The organism is Pedobacter jeongneungensis, from assembly GCF_000633455.1.
GTDB classification, from domain to species: Bacteria; Bacteroidota; Bacteroidia; order Sphingobacteriales; family Sphingobacteriaceae; genus Pedobacter; species Pedobacter jeongneungensis_A.
Genome location: NZ_AYMG01000008.1, coordinates 181,019 through 201,253, shown reverse-complemented (window position 1 = coordinate 201,253; position 20,235 = coordinate 181,019). Strand labels below are relative to the sequence as shown.

Annotated in this window: 18 protein-coding genes; 6 read left to right on the top strand and 12 right to left on the bottom strand. The window is 37.6% G+C overall.

Features of this window, described 5'->3' with window-relative positions:
• Position 1: 1 nt before the first annotated feature.
• The 5 genes from U859_RS0107420 to U859_RS0107400 form a co-directional block, all read right to left on the bottom strand.
• Positions 2-1,141 carry a chorismate mutase gene (locus U859_RS0107420; RefSeq protein WP_025142774.1) on the bottom strand — a complete coding sequence of 380 codons (1,140 nt, stop codon included), beginning with the start codon at positions 1,139-1,141 and terminating at the stop codon, positions 2-4.
• Between the two features lie 131 nt (positions 1,142-1,272).
• Positions 1,273-2,106, bottom strand: a complete 834-nt coding sequence (locus U859_RS0107415) for a prephenate dehydratase (protein ID WP_025142773.1) — start codon at positions 2,104-2,106, stop codon at positions 1,273-1,275.
• A gap of 648 nt (positions 2,107-2,754) precedes the next feature.
• Entirely contained in the window at positions 2,755-3,717 is a 963-nt protein-coding gene (locus tag U859_RS0107410) for a sterol desaturase family protein (RefSeq protein ID WP_025142772.1), read from the bottom strand.
• A 1-nt stretch (position 3,718) separates the two neighbouring features.
• Positions 3,719-4,777 carry a 3-dehydroquinate synthase gene (gene aroB / locus U859_RS0107405; protein WP_025142771.1) on the bottom strand — a complete coding sequence of 353 codons (1,059 nt, stop codon included), beginning with the start codon at positions 4,775-4,777 and terminating at the stop codon, positions 3,719-3,721.
• A complete protein-coding gene (locus U859_RS0107400) occupies positions 4,777-4,983 on the bottom strand; it encodes an RNA-binding S4 domain-containing protein (RefSeq protein ID WP_025142770.1) in 207 nt (68 codons plus the stop codon). The genes aroB and U859_RS0107400 overlap by 1 nt, the downstream gene beginning before the upstream one ends.
• A gap of 94 nt (positions 4,984-5,077) precedes the next feature.
• Between U859_RS0107400 and U859_RS0107395 the strand changes: the two genes are divergently transcribed.
• Positions 5,078-6,262 carry a proline dehydrogenase family protein gene (locus U859_RS0107395; RefSeq protein WP_025142769.1) on the top strand — a complete coding sequence of 395 codons (1,185 nt, stop codon included), beginning with the start codon at positions 5,078-5,080 and terminating at the stop codon, positions 6,260-6,262.
• Positions 6,263-6,672: 410 nt separating this feature from the next.
• Here U859_RS0107395 and U859_RS0107390 read toward each other — a convergent pair whose 3' ends face one another.
• The 5 genes from U859_RS0107390 to U859_RS0107365 all read right to left on the bottom strand — a co-directional run bounded on the left by U859_RS0107390 (position 6,673) and on the right by U859_RS0107365 (position 12,326).
• Positions 6,673-6,993 (bottom strand): DUF962 domain-containing protein, encoded by a 321-nt coding sequence (locus U859_RS0107390; RefSeq protein WP_025142768.1) that lies wholly within the window; start codon positions 6,991-6,993, stop codon positions 6,673-6,675.
• A gap of 8 nt (positions 6,994-7,001) precedes the next feature.
• Positions 7,002-7,637 carry an HAD family hydrolase gene (locus tag U859_RS0107385; protein ID WP_025142767.1) on the bottom strand — a complete coding sequence of 212 codons (636 nt, stop codon included), beginning with the start codon at positions 7,635-7,637 and terminating at the stop codon, positions 7,002-7,004.
• A 128-nt stretch (positions 7,638-7,765) separates the two neighbouring features.
• Positions 7,766-10,474: a PQQ-dependent sugar dehydrogenase gene (locus U859_RS0107375; protein ID WP_051584666.1), complete on the bottom strand. Its 2,709-nt coding sequence runs from the start codon at positions 10,472-10,474 to the stop codon at positions 7,766-7,768.
• A 166-nt stretch (positions 10,475-10,640) separates the two neighbouring features.
• Positions 10,641-12,056 (bottom strand): PQQ-dependent sugar dehydrogenase, encoded by a 1,416-nt coding sequence (locus U859_RS0107370; RefSeq protein WP_025142766.1) that lies wholly within the window; start codon positions 12,054-12,056, stop codon positions 10,641-10,643.
• Between the two features lie 87 nt (positions 12,057-12,143).
• The gene (locus U859_RS0107365; protein ID WP_025142765.1) at positions 12,144-12,326 is read right to left on the bottom strand and encodes a hypothetical protein; all 183 of its coding nucleotides are present in this window, start codon (positions 12,324-12,326) and stop codon (positions 12,144-12,146) included.
• Between the two features lie 350 nt (positions 12,327-12,676).
• Between U859_RS0107365 and U859_RS0107355 the strand changes: the two genes are divergently transcribed.
• From U859_RS0107355 to U859_RS0107335, 5 genes are all read left to right on the top strand, one after another.
• On the top strand, positions 12,677-13,579 hold the full coding sequence (locus tag U859_RS0107355; RefSeq protein WP_025142764.1) for a helix-turn-helix domain-containing protein: 903 nt from the start codon (positions 12,677-12,679) through the stop codon (positions 13,577-13,579).
• A 116-nt stretch (positions 13,580-13,695) separates the two neighbouring features.
• The gene (locus tag U859_RS0107350; protein ID WP_240183028.1) at positions 13,696-14,697 is read left to right on the top strand and encodes an aldo/keto reductase; all 1,002 of its coding nucleotides are present in this window, start codon (positions 13,696-13,698) and stop codon (positions 14,695-14,697) included.
• A 191-nt stretch (positions 14,698-14,888) separates the two neighbouring features.
• Positions 14,889-15,077: a cold-shock protein gene (locus U859_RS0107345; RefSeq protein ID WP_025142762.1), complete on the top strand. Its 189-nt coding sequence runs from the start codon at positions 14,889-14,891 to the stop codon at positions 15,075-15,077.
• 4 nt (positions 15,078-15,081) lie between these two features.
• A complete protein-coding gene (locus U859_RS0107340; RefSeq protein ID WP_025142761.1) occupies positions 15,082-15,279 on the top strand; it encodes a cold-shock protein in 198 nt (65 codons plus the stop codon).
• 286 nt (positions 15,280-15,565) lie between these two features.
• Complete coding sequence (locus tag U859_RS0107335; RefSeq protein WP_025142760.1) at positions 15,566-16,342, top strand: helix-turn-helix domain-containing protein; 777 nt, start codon at positions 15,566-15,568, stop codon at positions 16,340-16,342.
• 296 nt (positions 16,343-16,638) lie between these two features.
• On the opposite strand, the gene U859_RS0107330 is transcribed toward U859_RS0107335, so the two are convergent.
• Both U859_RS0107330 and U859_RS0107325 read right to left on the bottom strand, forming a co-directional pair.
• Entirely contained in the window at positions 16,639-17,907 is a 1,269-nt protein-coding gene (locus tag U859_RS0107330) for an Hsp70 family protein (RefSeq protein ID WP_025142759.1), read from the bottom strand.
• Between the two features lie 79 nt (positions 17,908-17,986).
• On the bottom strand, positions 17,987-20,080 hold the full coding sequence (locus U859_RS0107325) for an HRDC domain-containing protein (protein ID WP_025142758.1): 2,094 nt from the start codon (positions 20,078-20,080) through the stop codon (positions 17,987-17,989).
• Positions 20,081-20,235: the final 155 nt, after the last annotated feature.

Below are 20,235 nucleotides of genomic sequence, written 5' to 3'. Positions count from 1 at the left end.
CTTACGCTTTAACTTCAGTATGTTGTTCTGCAGCAATACCTTGTTCAGATTTGCCAGCGTTCATAATTTCAGTTTGTTTACGGATCGATTCACCGTGCATCAATTCTAAGAATTTCTCCGTAAAGTTTAGGTCTAATTTTAAAGCTTTTGCAAAAGCATGACCTTTTTTAATGATGGCATCCCAACGGTTAACCTGTAAAATAGTTACCTGGTTATCGCGTTTAAATTCACCGATTTTCTCTACGATAGCCATACGCTCACCTAATTTTTGTAATAAGATATCATCAATTTTATCGATTGATTTACGTAAATCAGCTAATTTATCTGCGAAAGCTTCGTTTGGTGCTTCTGGCTCACGTACAGTTAAACGGTCAACTAATTCTGCTAAAGCAGCTGGTGTAACTTGTTGTTTAGCATCAGTCCATGCTACTGAAGGATCTACGTGCGATTCAATCATTAAACCTTGCATGTCTAAATCCAATGCTTTTTGAGAGATGTAAGGGATTAACTCACGGTTACCACAGATGTGACTTGGATCGTTAATGATTGGTAATTCCGGGCAAAGTGTTTTCAACTGGATCGCAAGCTCCCACATTGGTTCGTTACGGAAAGAACTTTTCTCGAACGATGAAAAACCACGGTGGATAGCACCGATTTTAGTGATACCTGCACCATTTATACGCTCAATAGCACCGATCCATAACTGTAAATCAGGGTTTACCGGGTTTTTGATCAATACAGGAACATCATGGCCTTTTAAAGCATCAGCAATTTCCTGAACGGTGAAAGGGTTTACGGTAGAACGTGCACCGATCCAAAGGATATCTACACCAGCTGCCAAAGCCTCTTCAACGTGTTTTGCATTTGCAACCTCTACTGCAGTTGGTAAACCTGTTTCTGCTTTAGCACGTTTTAACCACTCTAAACCAATACTTCCGATGCCTTCGAATTCTCCCGGACGGGTACGTGGTTTCCAGATACCAGCTCTTAATACCGATACTTTACCAGTAGCAGCCAATAAATGGGCAGTAGTTAATAATTGTTCTTCAGTTTCTGCACTACAAGGACCTGAAATAATTAAAGGCTCGTTGTTAACGTTTAACCAGGTGTTTAAAGGTTGAATGTTTAAATTAAGTTTCATGATGATGGGTTTGTTTAAAGTCCTTAGTCCGCAGTCGGAAGTCCGGAGTTATATTTTAATTATTTTATTATTACAAGTTTGAATGTTTTACTATTTATCTTCGGACTCCTGACTTCGGACTTCCGACTTTTTTATACTTTATCGTTCTTTTGATATTCTCCTAATATGTTAAAGTTCGATGTATATTTTAATGCCTTTCTGATGGCTTTATCATATTTTTCGGTACTTGGCCATTCCAGGTCGACATAAAAGTAATACTCATTTCTTTTACCTAACACCGGCATAGATTGTATTTTTGTTAAGCTTACATCCTGTTCAGCAAATACATTTAATACAGTTGCTAATGAGCCTGCTTTGTGTCCAACCTGAAAACAGATTGATGCTTTATTTATTTTCTTTCCTTCATCGGTTTTATCTTTTTTAAGGATCAGAAAACGGGTATAATTTTTCTTGTTAGATTCTACGCGGCGCTCTAAAATATTTAAGCCATAAAGTTCTGCGGCTAAACTGTTTGCAATGGCCATGGTATCGGTTAATTTCTCTTCCTGTATACGTTTGGCGCAGGCCGCAGTATCATTGCTCTCCACAATTTTAATATGTGGGTAATCGTAAAAGAAATCAATGCATTGACGGATAGCAATAGGGTGTGAGGTAACCACTTTAATGTCTTCAAACTTTACACCTGGCAATGCCATTAAGTGTAACTGAATCGGCAGGTAAACTTCGCCCACAACTGAAAAACCGTAATCGCGGATGAGTGTGTAATTTGGTAATAAACTGCCAGCGATAGAGTTTTCGATGGCCATTACCACAAAGTCTGCATCGTTTTTCTCCAGTTTGTCGCAGGTTTCTTTAAAAGAATTGCACTCTACAGTCTCAATTTCTTTACCAAAGAATTTGTATGCAGCTTCTTCGTGGAAAGATGCTTTAATACCCTGAATTGCTACTCGTTTTGTCGTTTCCATTTTTGCGTTAAAACAAAAAAGTCCCGGCTGTTTGCCGGGACTTTCTTATACATTTTAATATTGTTATATATCTTTTTGCATATTAGCCCCGGCTCTTACTAAAATAGTAAAAGTAACCAAAGTAATATGTGTTTGTAATTTGCATTTCTTTTTTTTGTTGAGCCAAATGTAGTAACAAAATTTAATTTGTCAATAGGAAATTGAAAATATTTTTAATAAAATTTAATTTTGTTAAAAACGGACTGGTTTATGGATTGGTCTTTTTATGGTTTAAAATGGTATAAAAACGGATTTTAATATGGTTAAAGGCTAGAAGTATAGAAGAAGGGTGATCAGCTTCGTGAGATCGTTCTCCCTACTTAATTGGTAATATTAATGCAAAAATATTAAGATTCCCGCCTGCGCGGGAATGACGACTGTACTAATGGAATGCTATTAAATAGGAAAGTAACGAAGTATATGTAGACGATGGAACACCTGTTCGTTACAGTCATTGATTCTTCTCTGCGCTCAGAATGACAGATTTTCGAATGCGAAAACATCATCTGTGTTAATCCGTGTACATCTGTGGCTAAAACTGAAAACAGTTAAGATATGTAACAAAAAAGGTCTGTGGATGCACAGACCTTTAGTGAATAAATTATTTTTTTATCCTGTAGAACTTAACTCTCCCCGATCGTTAAGTCCTTTTACTTTTTCCTGTTGCAGGTCTTCGTATTTTCTCTTTTCCTCTTCACGCAATTCCTGCTGCATAATTTTAGCAACTTTAGTGCTTCCATCATGGCTCCATCCCGGCGGATTGAAAACATATTTTACCTTATCCATAAAGGTCGGCGCTTTTTTAACATCGGCTGTTAACGCAATAAATTCATGGAAAATAATATTTACCGGGCCGGTATCTTTCGGCTGTGTAGTTAAGCCGTATTTCACTACATCATCAGGCAATTCTTCCTGGAAAGTGCCAAACCACCTATCCCATAGGATTAAAACCATACCCATGTTTTTATCTAAATATCGTACGTTACTGGCGTGGTGCACCCGGTGGTGCGATGGGGTAACGAAGATATATTCGTACCACTTAGGGAACTTAATATTATACTGTGTATGGACTAAATTTCCATAAATCTGGGTAACCAGATAGGCAAAAAGGATATCAACAGCAGTAAAACCCATAAATGCCAGAGGCAGGTAAAAAAACACGCGGTACATCGGTTCGAAAACGGTAGAACGGAAACCCGTTGTGAGGTTAAAATGCTCTGATGAGTGGTGCGTGACGTGCATCGCCCAGAAAAAGCGTACGTAATGGCCAACGGTATGTAGAAACCAGTACAGAAAATCCTGTGCTAAAATTAATATTAACCAATACACCCAAACATTAGGAATCTGGAACAAACGGAACTGGTAGCAATAAGCCAATAAGAAAAAGGTACCCGTTTTGGTGGCCAGGTTGATTACAACTGCCGCCGTCATCAGGTAAATATTCGTCCAGGTATCGCGTTTGGTATATAGTTTTTTGTCGTGCTGATAACTGAAATACATTTCAACAAGGGTTAAAACGATTACAAAACCAAAAAGCCCGATTACAGAAATATCACTTCCGGTAAAATTCATTTTATAAACTGTTATAATAATCCAAACTGCTTAAAATATCGGCAGTGCTTACACGGCAGTTAAACGTGCATTTGCCAGTTTTTTCTAAAAGTGAGAAGAGGATGTTCCCGTCTTCATTCTTTTTATCACTTTGCATCAATTCCAAAAGGGTATCGAAACTTTCTTTTTTGATGTGGTATTTCGGATATAATGATAAAATATAGCCACTGATGTCATTCAGTTCGTCTTTTGTTAACGTACTGTTTTTAATCGATAATGCTGCTTCACAAATAAAACCGATGGCAATTGCTTCACCATGCGTTAACGGATTTTCGTCGTTTGCCAAAGAGTATCCCTCAACAGCATGCCCAATGGTATGACCAAAGTTTAAAATCTTGCGCAGGTTTTTTTCATGCGGATCGATGGTTACCACCTCGTTTTTAATTTCTACAGAACGGTAAATATCTTCGGCAGAAGGCGTTAGGTAGTTGCTTGCCTTTAGCTTTTCGTAATAAGGCTTATCATAAATCAAACCATGTTTGATCATTTCGGCAAAGCCTGATAAAAGTTCGCGCTGTGGCAATGTTTTTAAAAATGCGGTTTCGATAAAAACCATTTGTGGTAAGGTAAAAGTACCTACCATATTTTTAACGTTATCGATATCGATTCCGGTTTTACCACCTACCGAGGCATCAACCTGCGATAATAGGGTAGTAGGCACATTGATAAAATCGATTCCTCTTTTATAGGTAGAAGCAATAAAACCACCCATATCGGTAATTACGCCACCACCTAAATTGATCATCAAACTTTTGCGGTCGGCTTCAAAATCCAAAAGGGTTTTCCAGATGCCGATGCAAAAATCGATATTTTTGTTTTCTTCGCCTGCAGAAGTCTCGATCAGGTCAAATTCAGAGAAATCATCTAAAAGCGATTGAAAAAGAGGTAAACAGATTTCACTGGTATGTTCATCAGTAAGTACAAAAACTTTACTGTATTTGTTGCTTTCTAAAAGTGTTTTTAAGGCGTCTAAATTGCTTTCGAAATAAAGCGAATGGCCTGCGCTCGTTAAGGTTTCCATTAAATTACTTCGATTTTATCTTGTTCAAAAGTGATGATATCGCCTACTCTAACTTTGTAGCGTTTGCGGAATTCTACTTCGCCGTTGCATTTTACCAAACCGTCCATCACAGCAGCCTGTGCATCACCGCCGGTGCCAACTAAACCTGTTGCTTTAAGCAGCTGGATTAGCGGAATAAATTCGCCTTCTAATTTGAATTGTATCATTTTATGCAAAAATACGATTATTTAGAGGTTTTTAGTTTTAACAACCAATGCTTTTTATAATTTTGCACCAATCTGACTTATATATAGATAAAAAATGGATTTAGTTCCCAATAAACAACCTAATTTCGACAATACGGAAATTGCTTTTCGCCAAAAAACTAACCAGGAACTGAAAAAAGCATATTGGCTTTTTAAAATGATTGGTAGTAATTTTCTCACAAAAGTTGGTCCGGCCATTACAAACTTTTTCCTAAATATCGGTTTGCCTATACAGGGAGCAATTAAAGCCACTATTTTTCAGCAGTTTTGTGGTGGCGAAACCATTGCAGAGTGTAATAAAGCCATTGAGCAACTGGATAAAGGTGGCGTGGGCACCATTCTGGATTATTCGGTTGAAGGGGAAGAAGAAGAGCAGGTTTTTGATGAAACCTGTGCCGAAATTATCCGTACGATTGTGCGCGCAGATGGCGATGCCAAAATTCCGATCACCGTTTTTAAAATAACAGGTATCGGCCGTTTTGCACTGTTGCAGAAACTGGATGCCAAAGAAACTTTAACAACTACCGAACAGGCAGAGTACGAAAAGGTAAAACTGCGTTGCGAAATGATCTGTAAAACAGCTTTTGATAAAGGTGTGCCCATTATGATCGACGCGGAAGAAACCTGGATCCAGAATACCATTGATGAATTGGCTTTAGATATGATGCGTAAATTTAACCGTGAACGTATTATTGTGTACAATACTTACCAGATGTACCGTCATGATAAACTGGCTGATATGAAGGCAGACCATTTAATTGCCAAAGCCGATGGTTTTATTTTGGGCGTAAAAATGGTACGTGGTGCCTACATGGAAAAAGAACGTAAACGCGCTGCAGAAATGGGTTATCCTTCGCCGATTCAACCTGATAAAGAAGCTTCTGACCGTGATTATAACGAATCATTACGTTATTGCGTAGATCATATTGAAGAGATTGCCATTGTTGCCGGAACGCACAATGAAGATAGCAGCCGTTTATTGACCTATCTTTTGGAAGAAAAAAATATTACTCATAATCACCCTCATGTATATTTTGCACAATTGTTAGGTATGAGCGATAATTTAAGCTTTAACCTTGCCGATTCTGATTATAATGTGGCCAAGTATGTGCCTTATGGGCCGATTAAAGCGGTAATGCCTTATTTATTCAGAAGAGCACAAGAAAATACTTCAGTTGCCGGACAAACAGGCCGTGAATTGGGATTGATTGAAAGAGAATTGAAAAGAAGAAAACTGTAGTTCAGTTTTCTTTTAATAATAAAGTCGTCATTTCGAGGTTCAACTTATTTCATAAAAATCAATATGAATGACGGTGGAATTTTAGAGCTTGATAGGCTGCGAGAAATCGTCATTCCCAACCCGATAGCTATCGGGTTGATTGGGAATCTTAATACAATCAGCTTTAAGATTCCCGCCTGCGCGGGATCCGATAGCTATCGGATGACGACCAACCTACTGGGACCAGTTATTATTTTTTTGAAAATGAGCGTGCAGTAGTTCTTATGGATGTGCAGCCTCGCTTTGCGCTGTATCTTTTTAGCTGCCCTTCGACTTCCCTCAGGGTGACAGCCAAAAAGGATGCCGCTCCATCCGATAGCTATCGGATCGAGTTTAGGTTCAACGGTGGTTTTCTTAGACTTATGCGAAAACTATTTCTTCACTATAAAACCTTGTTTTCCGGTTAACAGATCATAAAACAAGATAAAATCACTTGCCAGGCTATAACCCGGATACTGAAAAGTAGCGGGTTTGTTTTTTTCGAAGAAGAAATGGCCTACCCATGCAAAACCATAGCCTAATATGGGCATGGCCAGAAAGAAGTGCCAGTTATGGAAAAGAAAACCGGTAAAAAAAGCAAGTACAACTAAGCCAGTTCCAATAAAATGCAGGATTCGGGAGGTGGTGTTGCTGTGTTCTGAAAGGTAAAAAGGGTAGAACTCTTTGAGCGATTTAAACTTTTTCTCTGTCATACCCTAATTTACAAAATTCCATTTGCTTTTAAAAACGAAGCTAAATGAGCAGGTTTTTCTGTCATTAATAAAGTATTCAGGCCTACTTTTTTAGCCCCTTCTATGTGTTGCGGGCTATCGTCGATGAATAAGGTTTCGGATGGATCTAAGTTGTTTTCTTTTAATACCTGCTCAAAAATATTGGTATTGGGTTTGCGCAATTTCATGTGCTGTGAGAAATAAGCTTTTTCAAAATAAGCATCATAGTTATTGATTTCGAAAGTAGTTTTCAAATAATTGATAATCCAATCATAATGAATTTCGTTGTTATTGCTCAACAAAAAGGTACGGTATTTTTCTTTCACCTGAAGCAATAAATCATGGTTTTCCTGAATAGTACCAATTAATAAGCTGTTCCATGCATCATCAATCTGTTGATCGGTTAATTCAGGTTTATTGGCTGCTTTCCTGATTCCCGCCCTAAAATCAGCTGGAGAAATGGCACCTGTTTCAAAATCATCAAATATTTGGTTATGTCCTTTGTGCGCAAAGAAACTTTCTATATCGGTAATACTCAATTTTTGAAAAGATGCCTGGGCTATTCTGAAATCGATATCAAATATGACATTTCCGTAGTCGAAAATAATGTTTTTAATGTTTTGCATGGAAATCCTTAAAGTTTGCTGCAAAGATATTATAGCAGGATTAATGAAGGGTATTAAATCATTAATTTTTACAATAAAAAGCCCGAAACCTGTTGTTATAGGTTTCGGGCTAAGTTTTTTCGATTAAACTATTTAGGTTCTACTGTTATAGATTGAATAATCGGTCTATTCTTTTTGTCGCCGGTTTTTAATTCTTTGAAAACAAAATAGATCGAATGGAATTTTCCATCTGAAAGCATATTAATTGGAACACTTTTTCTGAAAGTAGATTTTCCGATTATAATACCTTTACTATCATCCAATCTGATTTCTATTTCCCCGTCAGCACCCGGATCAAGATTTAAGAATGAAAATTCGAAGCCAGAAATACCGTTCAAATCAACATCTTTTATGGCTATCCAGCCATTATCTTTGCTTAAAATCAGTTTTTCACCTCCAAAAACGTCTTTTCGTTCAAAGCCTCGAAAATCTTTAATGTCATCTGCATCAATTACACTGCTTTTTAAGTTAACCAGGTTAGTAGTTGTTAATGGCTTCAAACCGGCAGCACCTGCATCTGTATAAGTTGCTTTTAATGTTAAAACCGATTTCTTTTTATCTTTTGCCATAGGTGGAACGATTTTACCAGAAGTGGGTAGTGATGCTTTAACTGCTTCTTTATTGCCCAAAGTCATGATCCATTCGGTAATTTTCTTCACTTCTGCTTCTTTCATTGCGGTGTGTGCCGGCATAGGTACTTCTCCCCAAACACCCTGGCTACCGCCAATTACTTTCGAAGCCAGGTAATCAACCGCTTTGGGGTCATTTTTATATTTGGCTGCCACTTTATCAAATGCAGGGCCAATGGAAACGGCAGATTCTTTATGACAAGTGCTGCAATCAGATTTTAGCATTAATGCCTTACCAATCATGGTTTGTGCAGCCTGCTGATGACCCAATTGTGCTCCGGCCAAATCTGTTCCTTCTGTATACGTATTTGAGATGTAGATGCGGCTGTTATTTACTTTAGAACCTTTATCGCTTACCAGAACTTTATAATCAACAGGTTTGTTCGGGAAATAAAAACTCTTATTTCCGGCTAAATCGATTGTTACATTAGGATGCTCGTTTCCTGCAAAAACAGGTATAACAGCGCTCTTTGCAGAGGCTTTGCTTTTATCCATTACGGTAACGCTTACCGGGTATTCGCCTGCTTTAGCAAAAGTATATTGTAAGGTTGGGGTAGTTGTGGTTTTGATTATGCCTTTTCCTAAACTCCAAATATAAGTTAAAGCATCACCATCAGGATCTTTAGCGATAACATTAGCGGTCATTTTATAAGGAAGCAATCCGCTTGTTTTTACAATGTTCAGTTTTTCAACTGTTGGCGGACGGTTTCCTTTTAAATAATCAATCCTTGAGATGGCAGCATCAGGATTTTTACTGAACCAGCCTTTGCCATACTCTAAAATATACAATTTTCCATCAGGACCTAACTCCATATCGATTGGTGCAGCCAGCGAAACTTTTGATAAAAAAGGTTCCATGCTCTGGTAATCGCCTTTATCGTTCATGGTTACGGCTTTTACCCAACCGCGTACCCATTCATAAATTATCAGTTTTCCGTTGTAATAAGCAGGGTAGGGCGAGTTAGCACTCGCGTAATATACTGGTCCGGCCATTGCCGTACGTCCTCCTGCACCTACTTGTGGAAATTCTGCCGACTCGCCATAAGGATACCAGATAAAGGCCGGTTGTGCCGGAGGAAGCTGCTGCAAACCAGTATTATTGGGCGAATTGTTAATTGGCACCTTAGGATCAAAAGCATTGCCATTTGCGCCGTTGGTAAAATCATAAGCTTTGTAAGGATAGTTATTGCCAATAAAAAGCGGCCAACCAAAATTACCCGCCTTTTTAGCCTGGTTAACCTCATCATAACCTCTAGGGCCTCTTAAAGCATCATCATTAGATGCATCAGGACCTACTTCGCCCCAATATAAAAAATTGGATTTTTGATCTACTGAAATGCGGTAAGGATTTCTGTTGCCCATTACGTAAATTTCTGGTCGGGCCTTCGGATCGTTTTTTGGAAAAAGGTTGCCATCAGGGATGCTGTACGTTCCATCTTCATTCACTTTGATCCTTAAAATTTTTCCTCTTAAATCATTGGTATTTCCAGCTGATCTTCTGGCATCGTATTGTTCAAAGCCTTTTCTGTTATCAAGCGGAGCGTAACCTTTATTCACGTATTGTTGTTTTGGCGCATCAAAAGGAGTAGAGTTATCGCCTGTAGAAACATAAAGCAGGTTGTCTGATCCAAATGCAATCGAACCACCGGTATGGCAGCAGATTTCGCGTTGAGAATAAAATTCCAAAATGATCTTCTCTGATTCTTTTATGATCTGATCGTTAACCAGCTTAAACCTCGATAAACGGTTTACTGATTTATCAAATGGACTGTAAAAAAGGTAAATGTATTTATTTACTGCAAATTTTGGATCTGCCGCCATACCCAATAAACCTTCTTCGGCATTCACATCAGGATTGCTGGTTTTGAAGTAAACATCGAGTTTGCCGGCGTCTTTAATTTTTTTAGTCTGGTTTTTATAAATTAATATTTCACCACGGCGTTGTGCCACTAAAATATCCAGGTTTGGAAGAACGGCCATTTCGGTTGGTTCCATAAATTCTCCCTGCGCGAGGGTAACCTTAACGAAGCGGTCCTGATCGGGTGTATCAATTTTATTTTTGTTCAAAAAATTGAAAGCCTTGCCCTGGTAAGTTTTTTTGTTGAATGTAGTCGCCGAAATTAATATAAACGCAATGGCAGATAACACTAAGGTAAATGTTGTTTTCATCTATTTGGTTGAGGTATTTTCAATAAATATAGCGCAATGTTTTAAAAATTGAACCATTGTATCAAAATTTATGCGAATCATTGAATTAGAGAATGATTGAATTAGAGAATGTTGGATTTACTGAAGTCTTAAATTCACTCACTCCATCATTCATTCTATCACTTTCTCACTCATTCTTTACCCTTAACATATAATCTGCCAGGCTCTCGATGTCCTTTTTGCTGATGGCACCATTCCAGGCAGGCATTCCTTTATCTATTATTCCATTGCTGATGTTGTTGATAATCGATTGTTTATCTGCGCCATGTTTGAATTTACCACCAACAAGGCTATAAACCGTCGCACTGCCCTGTAACTTATCGCCGTGGCAGGATGCGCAGAGCTGTTTAAACATCATAGCAGGACCAGCAGTTGTAGTCGTTTTGTTATTTGAAGTGATGGTTTGGGCTATCTGATTGTTTTTTGTAGTTGAGGGACGCAGCCTGAGGATCATATCATAAGGTCTTTCGCCTTTACTTTCGGGCATATCGAAATTTGATGTTGATATATAAAGGTATCCATCAGGGCCAACCACTATTGACCGGATCCTGCCATATTGCTTTTTTAATAACACTTCCTGTTTAAGCACTTTTCCTTTATCCATTTCAATCCTCAATACCGATTCGTCGCGTAAACAGGCAATGAGTAGATTATTTTTCGATTGAGGAAAAGTATTGCCCTTATAAAATGTAGCCTCCGAAGGACCAATTGAAGGTGTATATTCTAAAAATGGGGTTTTCATGCCCGCTTTGCTTTCCTGATGGTGGATTACCGGCCAGCCATAATTTGCTCCTTTTTCAATGATATTAACCTCATCGCCACCTGTAGGGCCATGTTCTGTAGCGTAAAATTGTTTGCTTACCGGCTCAAAAGTTAGGCCTTGAGGATTGCGGTGGCCATATGACCAGATTTCTTTATGGGCCGTATCATTTTTAACAAAAGGATTATCTGCGGGAATACTTCCATCATCATTTATCCTTAAAATTTTACCATTGTAAGTTTTTAAATCCTGGGCCAATATAGGCTGATCGGCATCACCTGTAGAAATGTATAATTTTTGGTCTGGCCCGAAAATCAACCGACATCCAGTGTGGTTTCGTGCAGCAGGAATCTGTTCTATTAATGTTTTAGGGTGGATAAGCGTGTCGTTTTTAAATTCATAACGCACTACACGGAGCCACAAGCGGTTATTTTTTCCATAATTATGGGCAATGTAAATAAAATGATTCTTGTTAAAGGCAGGGTGGATCACCATGCCCAATAAACCTGTTTTAGTTTCAGCTTTAATATCATTTACCGATAATATTGGCTTTTCTTTAAGTTTTCCATTGCGGTAAAGGCGTACCTGCCCGGGGCGTTCGGTAAACAACATGGTACGATCTGGCAGGAAGGTAATCTGCCAGGGTACGGTAAGGTTACTGGCCAAAGTATCTATTTTGAAAAATACATTGGTTTCATCCTTATTATTTTTAGCTGTAAAACTGCTTGCGAAAGCAAAGGCGCTTATAAAAGCCAGATAAATAAGGTATTTTGTCTTTATCATAGGTAGAAGATTGATAAATCGTTTTACCAGATAAATATAGCATAAAATTCATATGCTTAGCTGTTTATAAACAGAGATTTGCTTTACTTATTTAATCACCAGTATGGTGCCGTCGTTTTTAAGTTTATAATAATATTGTTTTTCCTGGCGGCGGGTTAATATTTCGATCTGGGCAACTTCTCCCTGTTTTCCGGTATCATCTTTAATCGTATCACCTTTTCTGATGCTTTCAAGCTCTTCTTTACTGCTATTTTTGCTTAATTGTTTCATATTCTGGTAGTTTAGTGTCTTTTATTTAACATTGCCAATTGGTATATGTTTTATATATGGTTAGATTTTAGTGAACTGTTTTTAGCTTATTCAGATGTCAATTTAAACAAAAACCAATATCCTTACAACTTATGGTTGTATTTTGTAACTATTTTGTGTCACTATATTGTCATTACGGATTTAATCTGTACATTACAGAATGGGCGATAAATTAAATATGATTCTTGGAATAGTTTTCCTTTTAGGCGGTTTTAGTGTTTTCTTTGTAATTTTTAATGGTAAAAAGAGCTAGTTCAATTTTCAAATAATTTCATAGGGTTGTTTTCTCTTTGAATTGTTTAATTTTGAACATGCAGCAAAATCCGGTATCCGGCAAAAAAACAAATTCATTTTCTGGTATCCATATCGATCCTATTCAGTTCAGGGTTGCTGGGATGAATGATGATAAATGTAAGTTGACAGCTTATAACAGGAGAGATTTTTATAAAATTTCGCTCATTACAAAAGGCTGTAGTACGCTGTTGTATGCCAACCGTGATATCGAAATCAGCAAACCTGCATTGGTTTTTACCAATCCGTTAATTCCTTATTCCTGGGATGCCAGGGAAGAGGATATGGTGTACGATGGGCATTTCTGCGTTTTCAGCGAAGATTTTCTGCATACAGGTGCACGTATGGAAAGCTTACAGGATTCTACTTTGTTTAAAGCAGATGGAAATCCTGTTTACCTGCTGGAAGAGGAGCAACTGAACTATCTTAAAAGCATTTTTGTAAGGATGCAGACTGAAATGGATGGCGATTATGTATATAAATATGAGCTGATCCGTAACTATGTGAATGTAATTATTCATGAAGCCGTTAAGATGCAGCCTGCAGTAGCTTATTTTAATCCAACAAATGCAGCTTCAAGAATTACCAACCTGTTTTTAACCGTTTTAGAAAAACAGTTCCCTGTCGATTCTCCTCAAGATCCACTTAAACTTAAAAAAGCCGGCGATTATGCCGAACGGCTTTCTGTACACGTAAACCATTTAAACGCTGCCATTCAGGAAGTAACGGGTAAATCTACTACCACCATTATTAATGAGGCCATTATTGCTGAAGCCAAATCTCTTTTGTTACATACCGATTGGAGCGTAGCCGAGATTGCTTTCAGTCTTGGTTTTGAATATGCTTCATACTTTAATAATTTCTTTAAAAAACATACGGGCTATACCCCGATGAAAGTCAGGAACAATTCTTTGCCTGTTTAGCTTTCCTTCTTTTTCTTTAAGTTGATTTGTTTAATAAACACTTTGATTTGTATAATCTCCTGAGGTTTGCGGGTTATACCTTTGCTTTATAAACTTATAGAAATTAAGACATGAGCATGAAAAGAATAAACTTAGGTAGTGAAGGACTACAGGTACCGGTGCAGGGATTGGGTTGCATGGGTATGACGACTATAGCTGGCGGAGATATTTACGGCAAAGCCAATGAAGAGGAATCAATTGCAACCATCCATCGAGCATTGGAACTTGGAATTGATTTTTTAGATACTGCAGATTTGTATGGACCACTGTTAAACGAGCGTTTAGTTGCAAAAGCGATAAAAGGTAATCGTGATCAATATACCATTGCTACAAAATTTGGTTATGAAGTTGATGATAACGAACAATTAACGTGGGGATTTAATGGAACACCAGCTTACATTCAAAAAGCGGTAGACCGTTCATTGAAAAATCTTGGTACAGATTACATTGATTTATATTACCTGCATCGGGTTGATCCCAATACGCCAATAGAAGAAACGGTGGGTGCAATGGCCGAATTGGTTAAATCAGGGAAGGTAAAGTATATCGGCTTATCAGAGGTTTCAGCAGAAACGATTAAACGGGCGCATAAAATCCATCCCATTACCGCGGTACAGAGTGAATATTCGCTTTTCGAGCGCGAGGCAGAAACCAGCAGTGTATTGGATACTCTGAATGAACTTGGAATTGGTTTTGTTGCTTATTCTCCATTGGGAAGAGGTTTTATTTCAGGTGATATTAAAAGCCCGGATGATTTTGCCGAAGATGATTTCCGCAGGAGTATTCCACGTTTTCAGGGTGATAACTTTTATAAAAATATAGCATTGTTGAAAGAAATAGAGCTTATTGCTGCAAATAAGGGCGTAACGCCTTCGCAATTGGCATTGGCCTGGGTACTAGCCCAAGGTGTATTGGCCATTCCTGGTACAAAAAGAATTAAATATATTGAAGAAAATGCTGCTGCCACCAATATTACATTAAGCGTAGCCGAAAAAGAAAAATTAGAATCTGTTATTCCTGCAGGCGCTACCGCTGGTGGGCGGTATGATGCCACCCAAATGCAATTTGTAAATGCTTAAAGGCATAATCTGAATATTTTGGAAGCCATGGGTTTAACCTGTGGCTTTTTCTGTTTGATGGTATAGTTTTAGACTTTAAATTTAAAACGTTGTACATTTTGCCTTGATCTACATATTTAATGCGAAAATCTATTTAATAGCTAAACATTTTTGGTTATTCGTATGTTTGATAACTAAAAAATCTAAATAAAATGCAAGGCACAATAAAATTTTATAATGAATCTAAAGGTTTTGGGTTTGTTGTAACAGAAAATGGAGATGAAATTTTTGTACATGTTACAGGTTTGATCGATAAAGTAAACCAGAACGACCGTGTTGAATTTGAGGTTGCCCAAGGTAAAAAAGGACCAAATGCAGTTAATGTGAAATTGATTAAATAGCGATATGAGGCTGGGTACAGTGAAATTCTATAATAATGAAGAAGGTTTTGGTGGGATAACCCCATCAAACGGAGGGATGGAAGTTAATGTTTTTGCACATGGAATAGTGGGTGAAATTAAACCGAACAATATTGTTCAATTTGATATTGAATTTACGAAATCAGGGGTGGAAGCCATTGAGGTGAGGGTTTTATCAGCCTGATTAAATGACTTTGAAACGTTTTTGTTATTAAGTTATTTAAAAAAGTTTAATAGGAGGAGATTGTATTTGTTATGAATGATATAAGGCTTTAACTGTAACACAAATATTTTAATAATGGATAAAAATGATTCATATTTATCCAATAAATTGTGCCTTCTGATCTTTTGGAAGGCTTTTTTGTGATATTTGTACGCTGATATAGCCAGGGTTCCTATAAAATATTGATGGAGATGTAACCTGGTTGAACTATTTCAGTCTTACTGATGTTTATCCTTTTAGGTTTATTATGATACAATTAGAGCCAGTTAGCGGGGTTTTTAATAGAGAGCGTGCATTACAGGCAACATACCCAATGCGGATGTTGATTGTAAGGGAAGGAAGTGGCTTTTTGTGTATGAATTCTGGCGACCATGAATTGCTTGAAAAAAGAATATTTTTTATCCCTGAAGAAGGTTTGGTTAGGCTCGAAGGGCGGATTAAATCTGGTTACTGGTTAAATTTTAGCAGTATGCTGTATGCCGAATTTTTACTTCAGCATTTGGATCCACTAGCTAAAAATCTCTTCCTTAACTTATCTTACAGAGATTTAAGCCCTCAGGAATCTATTAAGACGTATAGTTTATTGGATCAGCTTAAAAAAGAAATCGATGCTAAAAAGGATTTAAGATTTTTAGCACAATATTTATCGCTGTTTCTTGGTTATACTGCTGGTTTGGATGGTTATCTGGCTGCATTAACATTAGATGAACTGCAACAGGTTTTACGTTTCAGGGCAATTTTAGATCAATATTATCGGGAAGAAAGGGCAATTCAGTTTTATGCTGAGGGCATGGGAATGAGCGTAGGGAAATTAAATAAATTTTTAGACCGAGTTCTGGGGAAAAGTTTAACGGTACTGATTAAAGACAGGATTATGAGAGAAGCTGAAGAATTGTTGCTGCATAGTGATTTTTCTGTGGATCAGATTTCAAGAATATTGGGGTTTGAACAGACTAATAAATTTTTAACGAGTTTTAGAAGGCACAGGGGGATATCTGTACTCCAATTTAGCAGGCTGGTTTAAAAGAAAAGAAAATTGGTGCGTCTGGCAAAGAAATGGCCATCAATTTGATTTCACCTCTTCCAGAAAACAGGCTTTCCGGACCTCACAACATTAATTGCTTTTAGCGCCTAACGCGTAAGGCTTTGCTCACTGTATCTATTATCAGCCGCACCAATCTTTCATCTGCTAAATTATAAAAATCTTAGTATAAATAAGAAAATAATCTTCATTATGTTACAAAGATGTAATTAACTAATTACAGTACCTTGTATGCAGGATGAAACTATTTTTTGTCGTTCTAAATGTAATGAAGTGCTCTAGCTTTCAAAGAGATAACCACTGTAGGCCAATCCTTTTGCTACACTTTTAAAGTTATCGCCCGAGTTTAATGGAATGTGCGGGAATTTGTTCTTAAAAAGGTTTTGTACAGCCGAAACCATCGAAGTTCCTCCTGTTAGAAATAAACAGTCGATGTCCTGTGGATTAATTTTGTACGTTTCCATAAACTGATCGAGGTAAGTGTCAATTCTATTAATATCCTTTTCAATGATCGAGTTATATTGTTCGAGTGAAATGTGTTCATCAATCTCTATTTCCATATTGTTATAGGCAAATGTAGAAACAGGTTGATCTGAAAGTTCAATTTTTGTTTTTTCAATTGATCTGAAGAGCGAGTAACCCAGATTATTTTCGATCAGGGTAATCAGGTTTTTAAATTTAGGGTCGTTTTTAGAATAATAATAATATTCTTCAATCTCTTTCTGAATTTTTAAGCCATTAAAAAAATTCATTTTATCCCAGGTACAGATATTAGCAAAAAGCGATTTGGGAACATTTAAAACTTTTCCGGGTGTAGCCTCGTACATGGTGTTTTTTCCGAAATATGGCGTTCCTTTATCCCACATAAAAGCCGAATCCAAACTATCTCCACCAATATAGATACCACCAGAGGCAATCATATCCTTTTTCCTATCCTTGCTGCCAACCTTATCGGGATCGAGGATAAGGTAGGTGAAATCTGTAGTTCCACCGCCTAAATCGGCAACCAGCACACGTTCTTTCTTTTTGATGGTTTTTTCATAAGCGAAAGCTGCTCCGATAGGTTCAAACTGAAAGCGAACTTCGGAAAAGCCAGCACTTTCTGCTGCTTTTTTTAACCTGGTTTGTGCCAGGGTATCTTTCATGGTATTGTCATCATCGAAGAAAACCGGACGGCCAATAATGGCTTTTTGGCAGTCTTCACCAATAATTTTATCAGCTTTTTCTTTTAAATCTTTTAGGATCAGCGTAACCAGATCGGAAGCTGTATATCTTTTGTTGTGGATACGGGTTTCGGTGAAAGTGGTTCTGGAAAGGATCTGTTTAATGGATTTAATAAAGCGGCCTTTCATGCCATCATTTAAATAGGCATCTATCGCTTTTTCGCCAACAATGTGGTTTTCGCCATCAATAATGCTTTTAACTTCTGTGAAATAGATTAAAGAAGGGATTGAAATCGTATCTATAATTTCTTTCTTTTCTTCATCATAAATGGATAACGCCGAATTGGTTGTTCCAAAATCGATTCCGTATAAAAACTTACTCATGGCTTGATGTATTGTGAAATGTAGCGATTGAAATGGGGCTGCGAAAGTATTAAAAAAAGGTGTACTGAACTAAATTTTTTTAAAATAACTCACTTGTACCTAAATGGGCGTTTACAATCCGTGTAATCTGCTGACCAAGTTCTTTGGCATTACCAACCCCTACGCTTTTAAGCGCTGCCAGTTGATCGGTTGTCCGTGGCATTCTTTCGGCGATTGAAAGTAAGGCCAGATCAGAAAGTACCGCATAATCCTGCGTCCCTCTTTGGATGGCAATGGTTTTGCGCCATTCGACAAGGTTTTTATAAACCTGTGGATTGGAAATTTCTTTTGGTTTAATGCTCGATTTAACGGGCTTTTTCTCTGGCTGTTTATTGCCTGCAGCGTGTAAGGTATTGATATAATCTTTTATTGAAAACGGGCTCCACGAGATTTTAAATAAAGCAAGTTTGATTTGAAGCGCATCTTTAACTTCGTTTAATACCGTAAGCAGTTTGTCAGAATGGGTATCATTATAAAAATTGATCGCCACAATCCTTGCCATTAGGGAAATGAGTTGCTCCAGTTTTGGAATGAAATAATCAGAAGCCTTTTGCAAACGCTCCATAAAAGCCGTTTCATGAGCTGGATTTTCTGTCGTGCTTATTTTTGAAAATTCCTTTGTTATAAAATTTCTGGCTACTTTGAAAATTTCATGTTGAAGAATCTGATTTCCTTGCTCGTAGATGGATAAAAAAGCATTTTTTTCATCTTTATCGATTAGTTTAGACCGTCCCAGTTTTTCCCAGTCTTTTGCCACAAGCGAAAAATCCAATAATTCGTGGATCAGGCCCCAGGCATATTGCTGACTATAACGTTCTAACAGGGCAGCGGTAGGTTGATCCTGATTGCTGGTTTTGGTAAAACTGATGACCTTGGCATCGGTGATGATATTTTCGGAGGCTACTGGAGATTTTAGGATCAATCCTTCTAAACTTCTGCAGCGGCTTAAGGCCACGTAGGCCTGTCCATGGGTAAATGCGGTACTTACATCAACAATGGCGTGATCAAAGGTTAAACCCTGACTTTTATGTACGGTAATGGCCCAGGCGAGTTTAAAAGGATATTGAGAAAAAGAACCCGTGCTGGTTTCGTTTATTTTATTTTCTTCATCACTCAGGCTGTATTTCACATTTTGCCAGATTTCTTTTTCTACTTCGATCTCTTTACCATCATTAGAAAAACTAACTTTTATCGAATCCTGATTGATTGCCGTTATTTTTGCCGCTTTTCCATTGTAATACTGCCGCTTTCCTGAAGAATCATTTTTGATAAAAATAACCTGAGCACCCAGCTTTAACTGTAGTTTTTCGTCTGTAGGATAGGCATCTTTGGGAAAATCGCCATTTATTTCTGCATTGAAATCAAAAATCTCACCTTCCAACTTTTCTAAACAACCTTGATTAATTTCGTTAACCAATTGATTATGGGTGGTTAAAGTAATGTAATCATCTTTCCATTCCTGATCTAATGATGGATCATAACGCTCATTCAGTTTCTCCAGTAAGCCAGCATCGAGTGTGTTTTCGCGCATGCCATTCAGGATATCGAGAAATATAGGGTCCGACTGGCGGTATACTTTATCCAGGGTAAAAGTAACCATTGGCGTGGTGCGGAAAATTAAACTGTCAAAAAAGTATGGACTGGAGTAATAAGCACCTAAAATATGCCAGGCATCGTGAAAAATAGGAGAGAGCTGATAAAGATCGCCAATCATTAAAACCTGCACGCCTCCAAATGGACGGTTCGATCCTTTAACCCGTTTTAGCGTGCGGTCGATAAAATCAATAATATCAACCCTAACCATACTAATCTCATCAATAATTAAGAGATCAAGACAGCGCAATAACCTTGTTTTTTCGTCTGAATATTTAAAATTATTATCTGCATTTTCATCCACCACCGGAACCAATGGGCCAAAAGGAATCTGAAAAAAAGAATGAAGTGTTACGCCACCTGCATTTATGGCTGCAACAGCGGTAGGTGCAACAATGGCAAAATTCTTTTTGGTGGTATCCCTGATCTTGCGAAGGAGGGTGGTTTTACCTGTTCCAGCTTTACCGGTTAAAAAAACGGGCTGATTGGTTGTTGCTAAAAAATCTAAAAGAAGTTGGTTATCCGGGTCAGGCGTATTCATATCAATTACAAAATTAACCTATTCAAAACTCATTTTAGGGGAGATTAACAGCCCTTTTATCCACATTTTGAGCGGAGGGGCGAAACTTGTTGAAAATAAAAAATAAGATTAAGCGGTTGAAAATGAGTTTATATCATGCCTTTTTATGAAAAATT

Bases quoted from the DNA above. Each gene is read 5' to 3' on its own strand.
- U859_RS0107420 (WP_025142774.1), bottom strand. From the start codon at position 1,141: ATGAAACTTAATTTAAACATTCAACCTTTAAACACCTGGTTAAACGTT.
- U859_RS0107415 (WP_025142773.1), bottom strand. From the start codon at position 2,106: ATGGAAACGACAAAACGAGTAGCAATTCAGGGTATTAAAGCATCTTTC.
- U859_RS0107410 (WP_025142772.1), bottom strand. From the start codon at position 3,717: ATGAATTTTACCGGAAGTGATATTTCTGTAATCGGGCTTTTTGGTTTT.
- aroB (WP_025142771.1), bottom strand. From the start codon at position 4,777: ATGGAAACCTTAACGAGCGCAGGCCATTCGCTTTATTTCGAAAGCAAT.
- U859_RS0107400 (WP_025142770.1), bottom strand. From the start codon at position 4,983: ATGATACAATTCAAATTAGAAGGCGAATTTATTCCGCTAATCCAGCTG.
- U859_RS0107395 (WP_025142769.1), top strand. From the start codon at position 5,078: ATGGATTTAGTTCCCAATAAACAACCTAATTTCGACAATACGGAAATT.
- U859_RS0107390 (WP_025142768.1), bottom strand. From the start codon at position 6,993: ATGACAGAGAAAAAGTTTAAATCGCTCAAAGAGTTCTACCCTTTTTAC.
- U859_RS0107385 (WP_025142767.1), bottom strand. From the start codon at position 7,637: ATGCAAAACATTAAAAACATTATTTTCGACTACGGAAATGTCATATTT.
- U859_RS0107375 (WP_051584666.1), bottom strand. From the start codon at position 10,474: ATGAAAACAACATTTACCTTAGTGTTATCTGCCATTGCGTTTATATTA.
- U859_RS0107370 (WP_025142766.1), bottom strand. From the start codon at position 12,056: ATGATAAAGACAAAATACCTTATTTATCTGGCTTTTATAAGCGCCTTT.
- U859_RS0107365 (WP_025142765.1), bottom strand. From the start codon at position 12,326: ATGAAACAATTAAGCAAAAATAGCAGTAAAGAAGAGCTTGAAAGCATC.
- U859_RS0107355 (WP_025142764.1), top strand. From the start codon at position 12,677: ATGCAGCAAAATCCGGTATCCGGCAAAAAAACAAATTCATTTTCTGGT.
- U859_RS0107350 (WP_240183028.1), top strand. From the start codon at position 13,696: ATGAAAAGAATAAACTTAGGTAGTGAAGGACTACAGGTACCGGTGCAG.
- U859_RS0107345 (WP_025142762.1), top strand. From the start codon at position 14,889: ATGCAAGGCACAATAAAATTTTATAATGAATCTAAAGGTTTTGGGTTT.
- U859_RS0107340 (WP_025142761.1), top strand. From the start codon at position 15,082: ATGAGGCTGGGTACAGTGAAATTCTATAATAATGAAGAAGGTTTTGGT.
- U859_RS0107335 (WP_025142760.1), top strand. From the start codon at position 15,566: ATGATACAATTAGAGCCAGTTAGCGGGGTTTTTAATAGAGAGCGTGCA.
- U859_RS0107330 (WP_025142759.1), bottom strand. From the start codon at position 17,907: ATGAGTAAGTTTTTATACGGAATCGATTTTGGAACAACCAATTCGGCG.
- U859_RS0107325 (WP_025142758.1), bottom strand. From the start codon at position 20,080: ATGAATACGCCTGACCCGGATAACCAACTTCTTTTAGATTTTTTAGCA.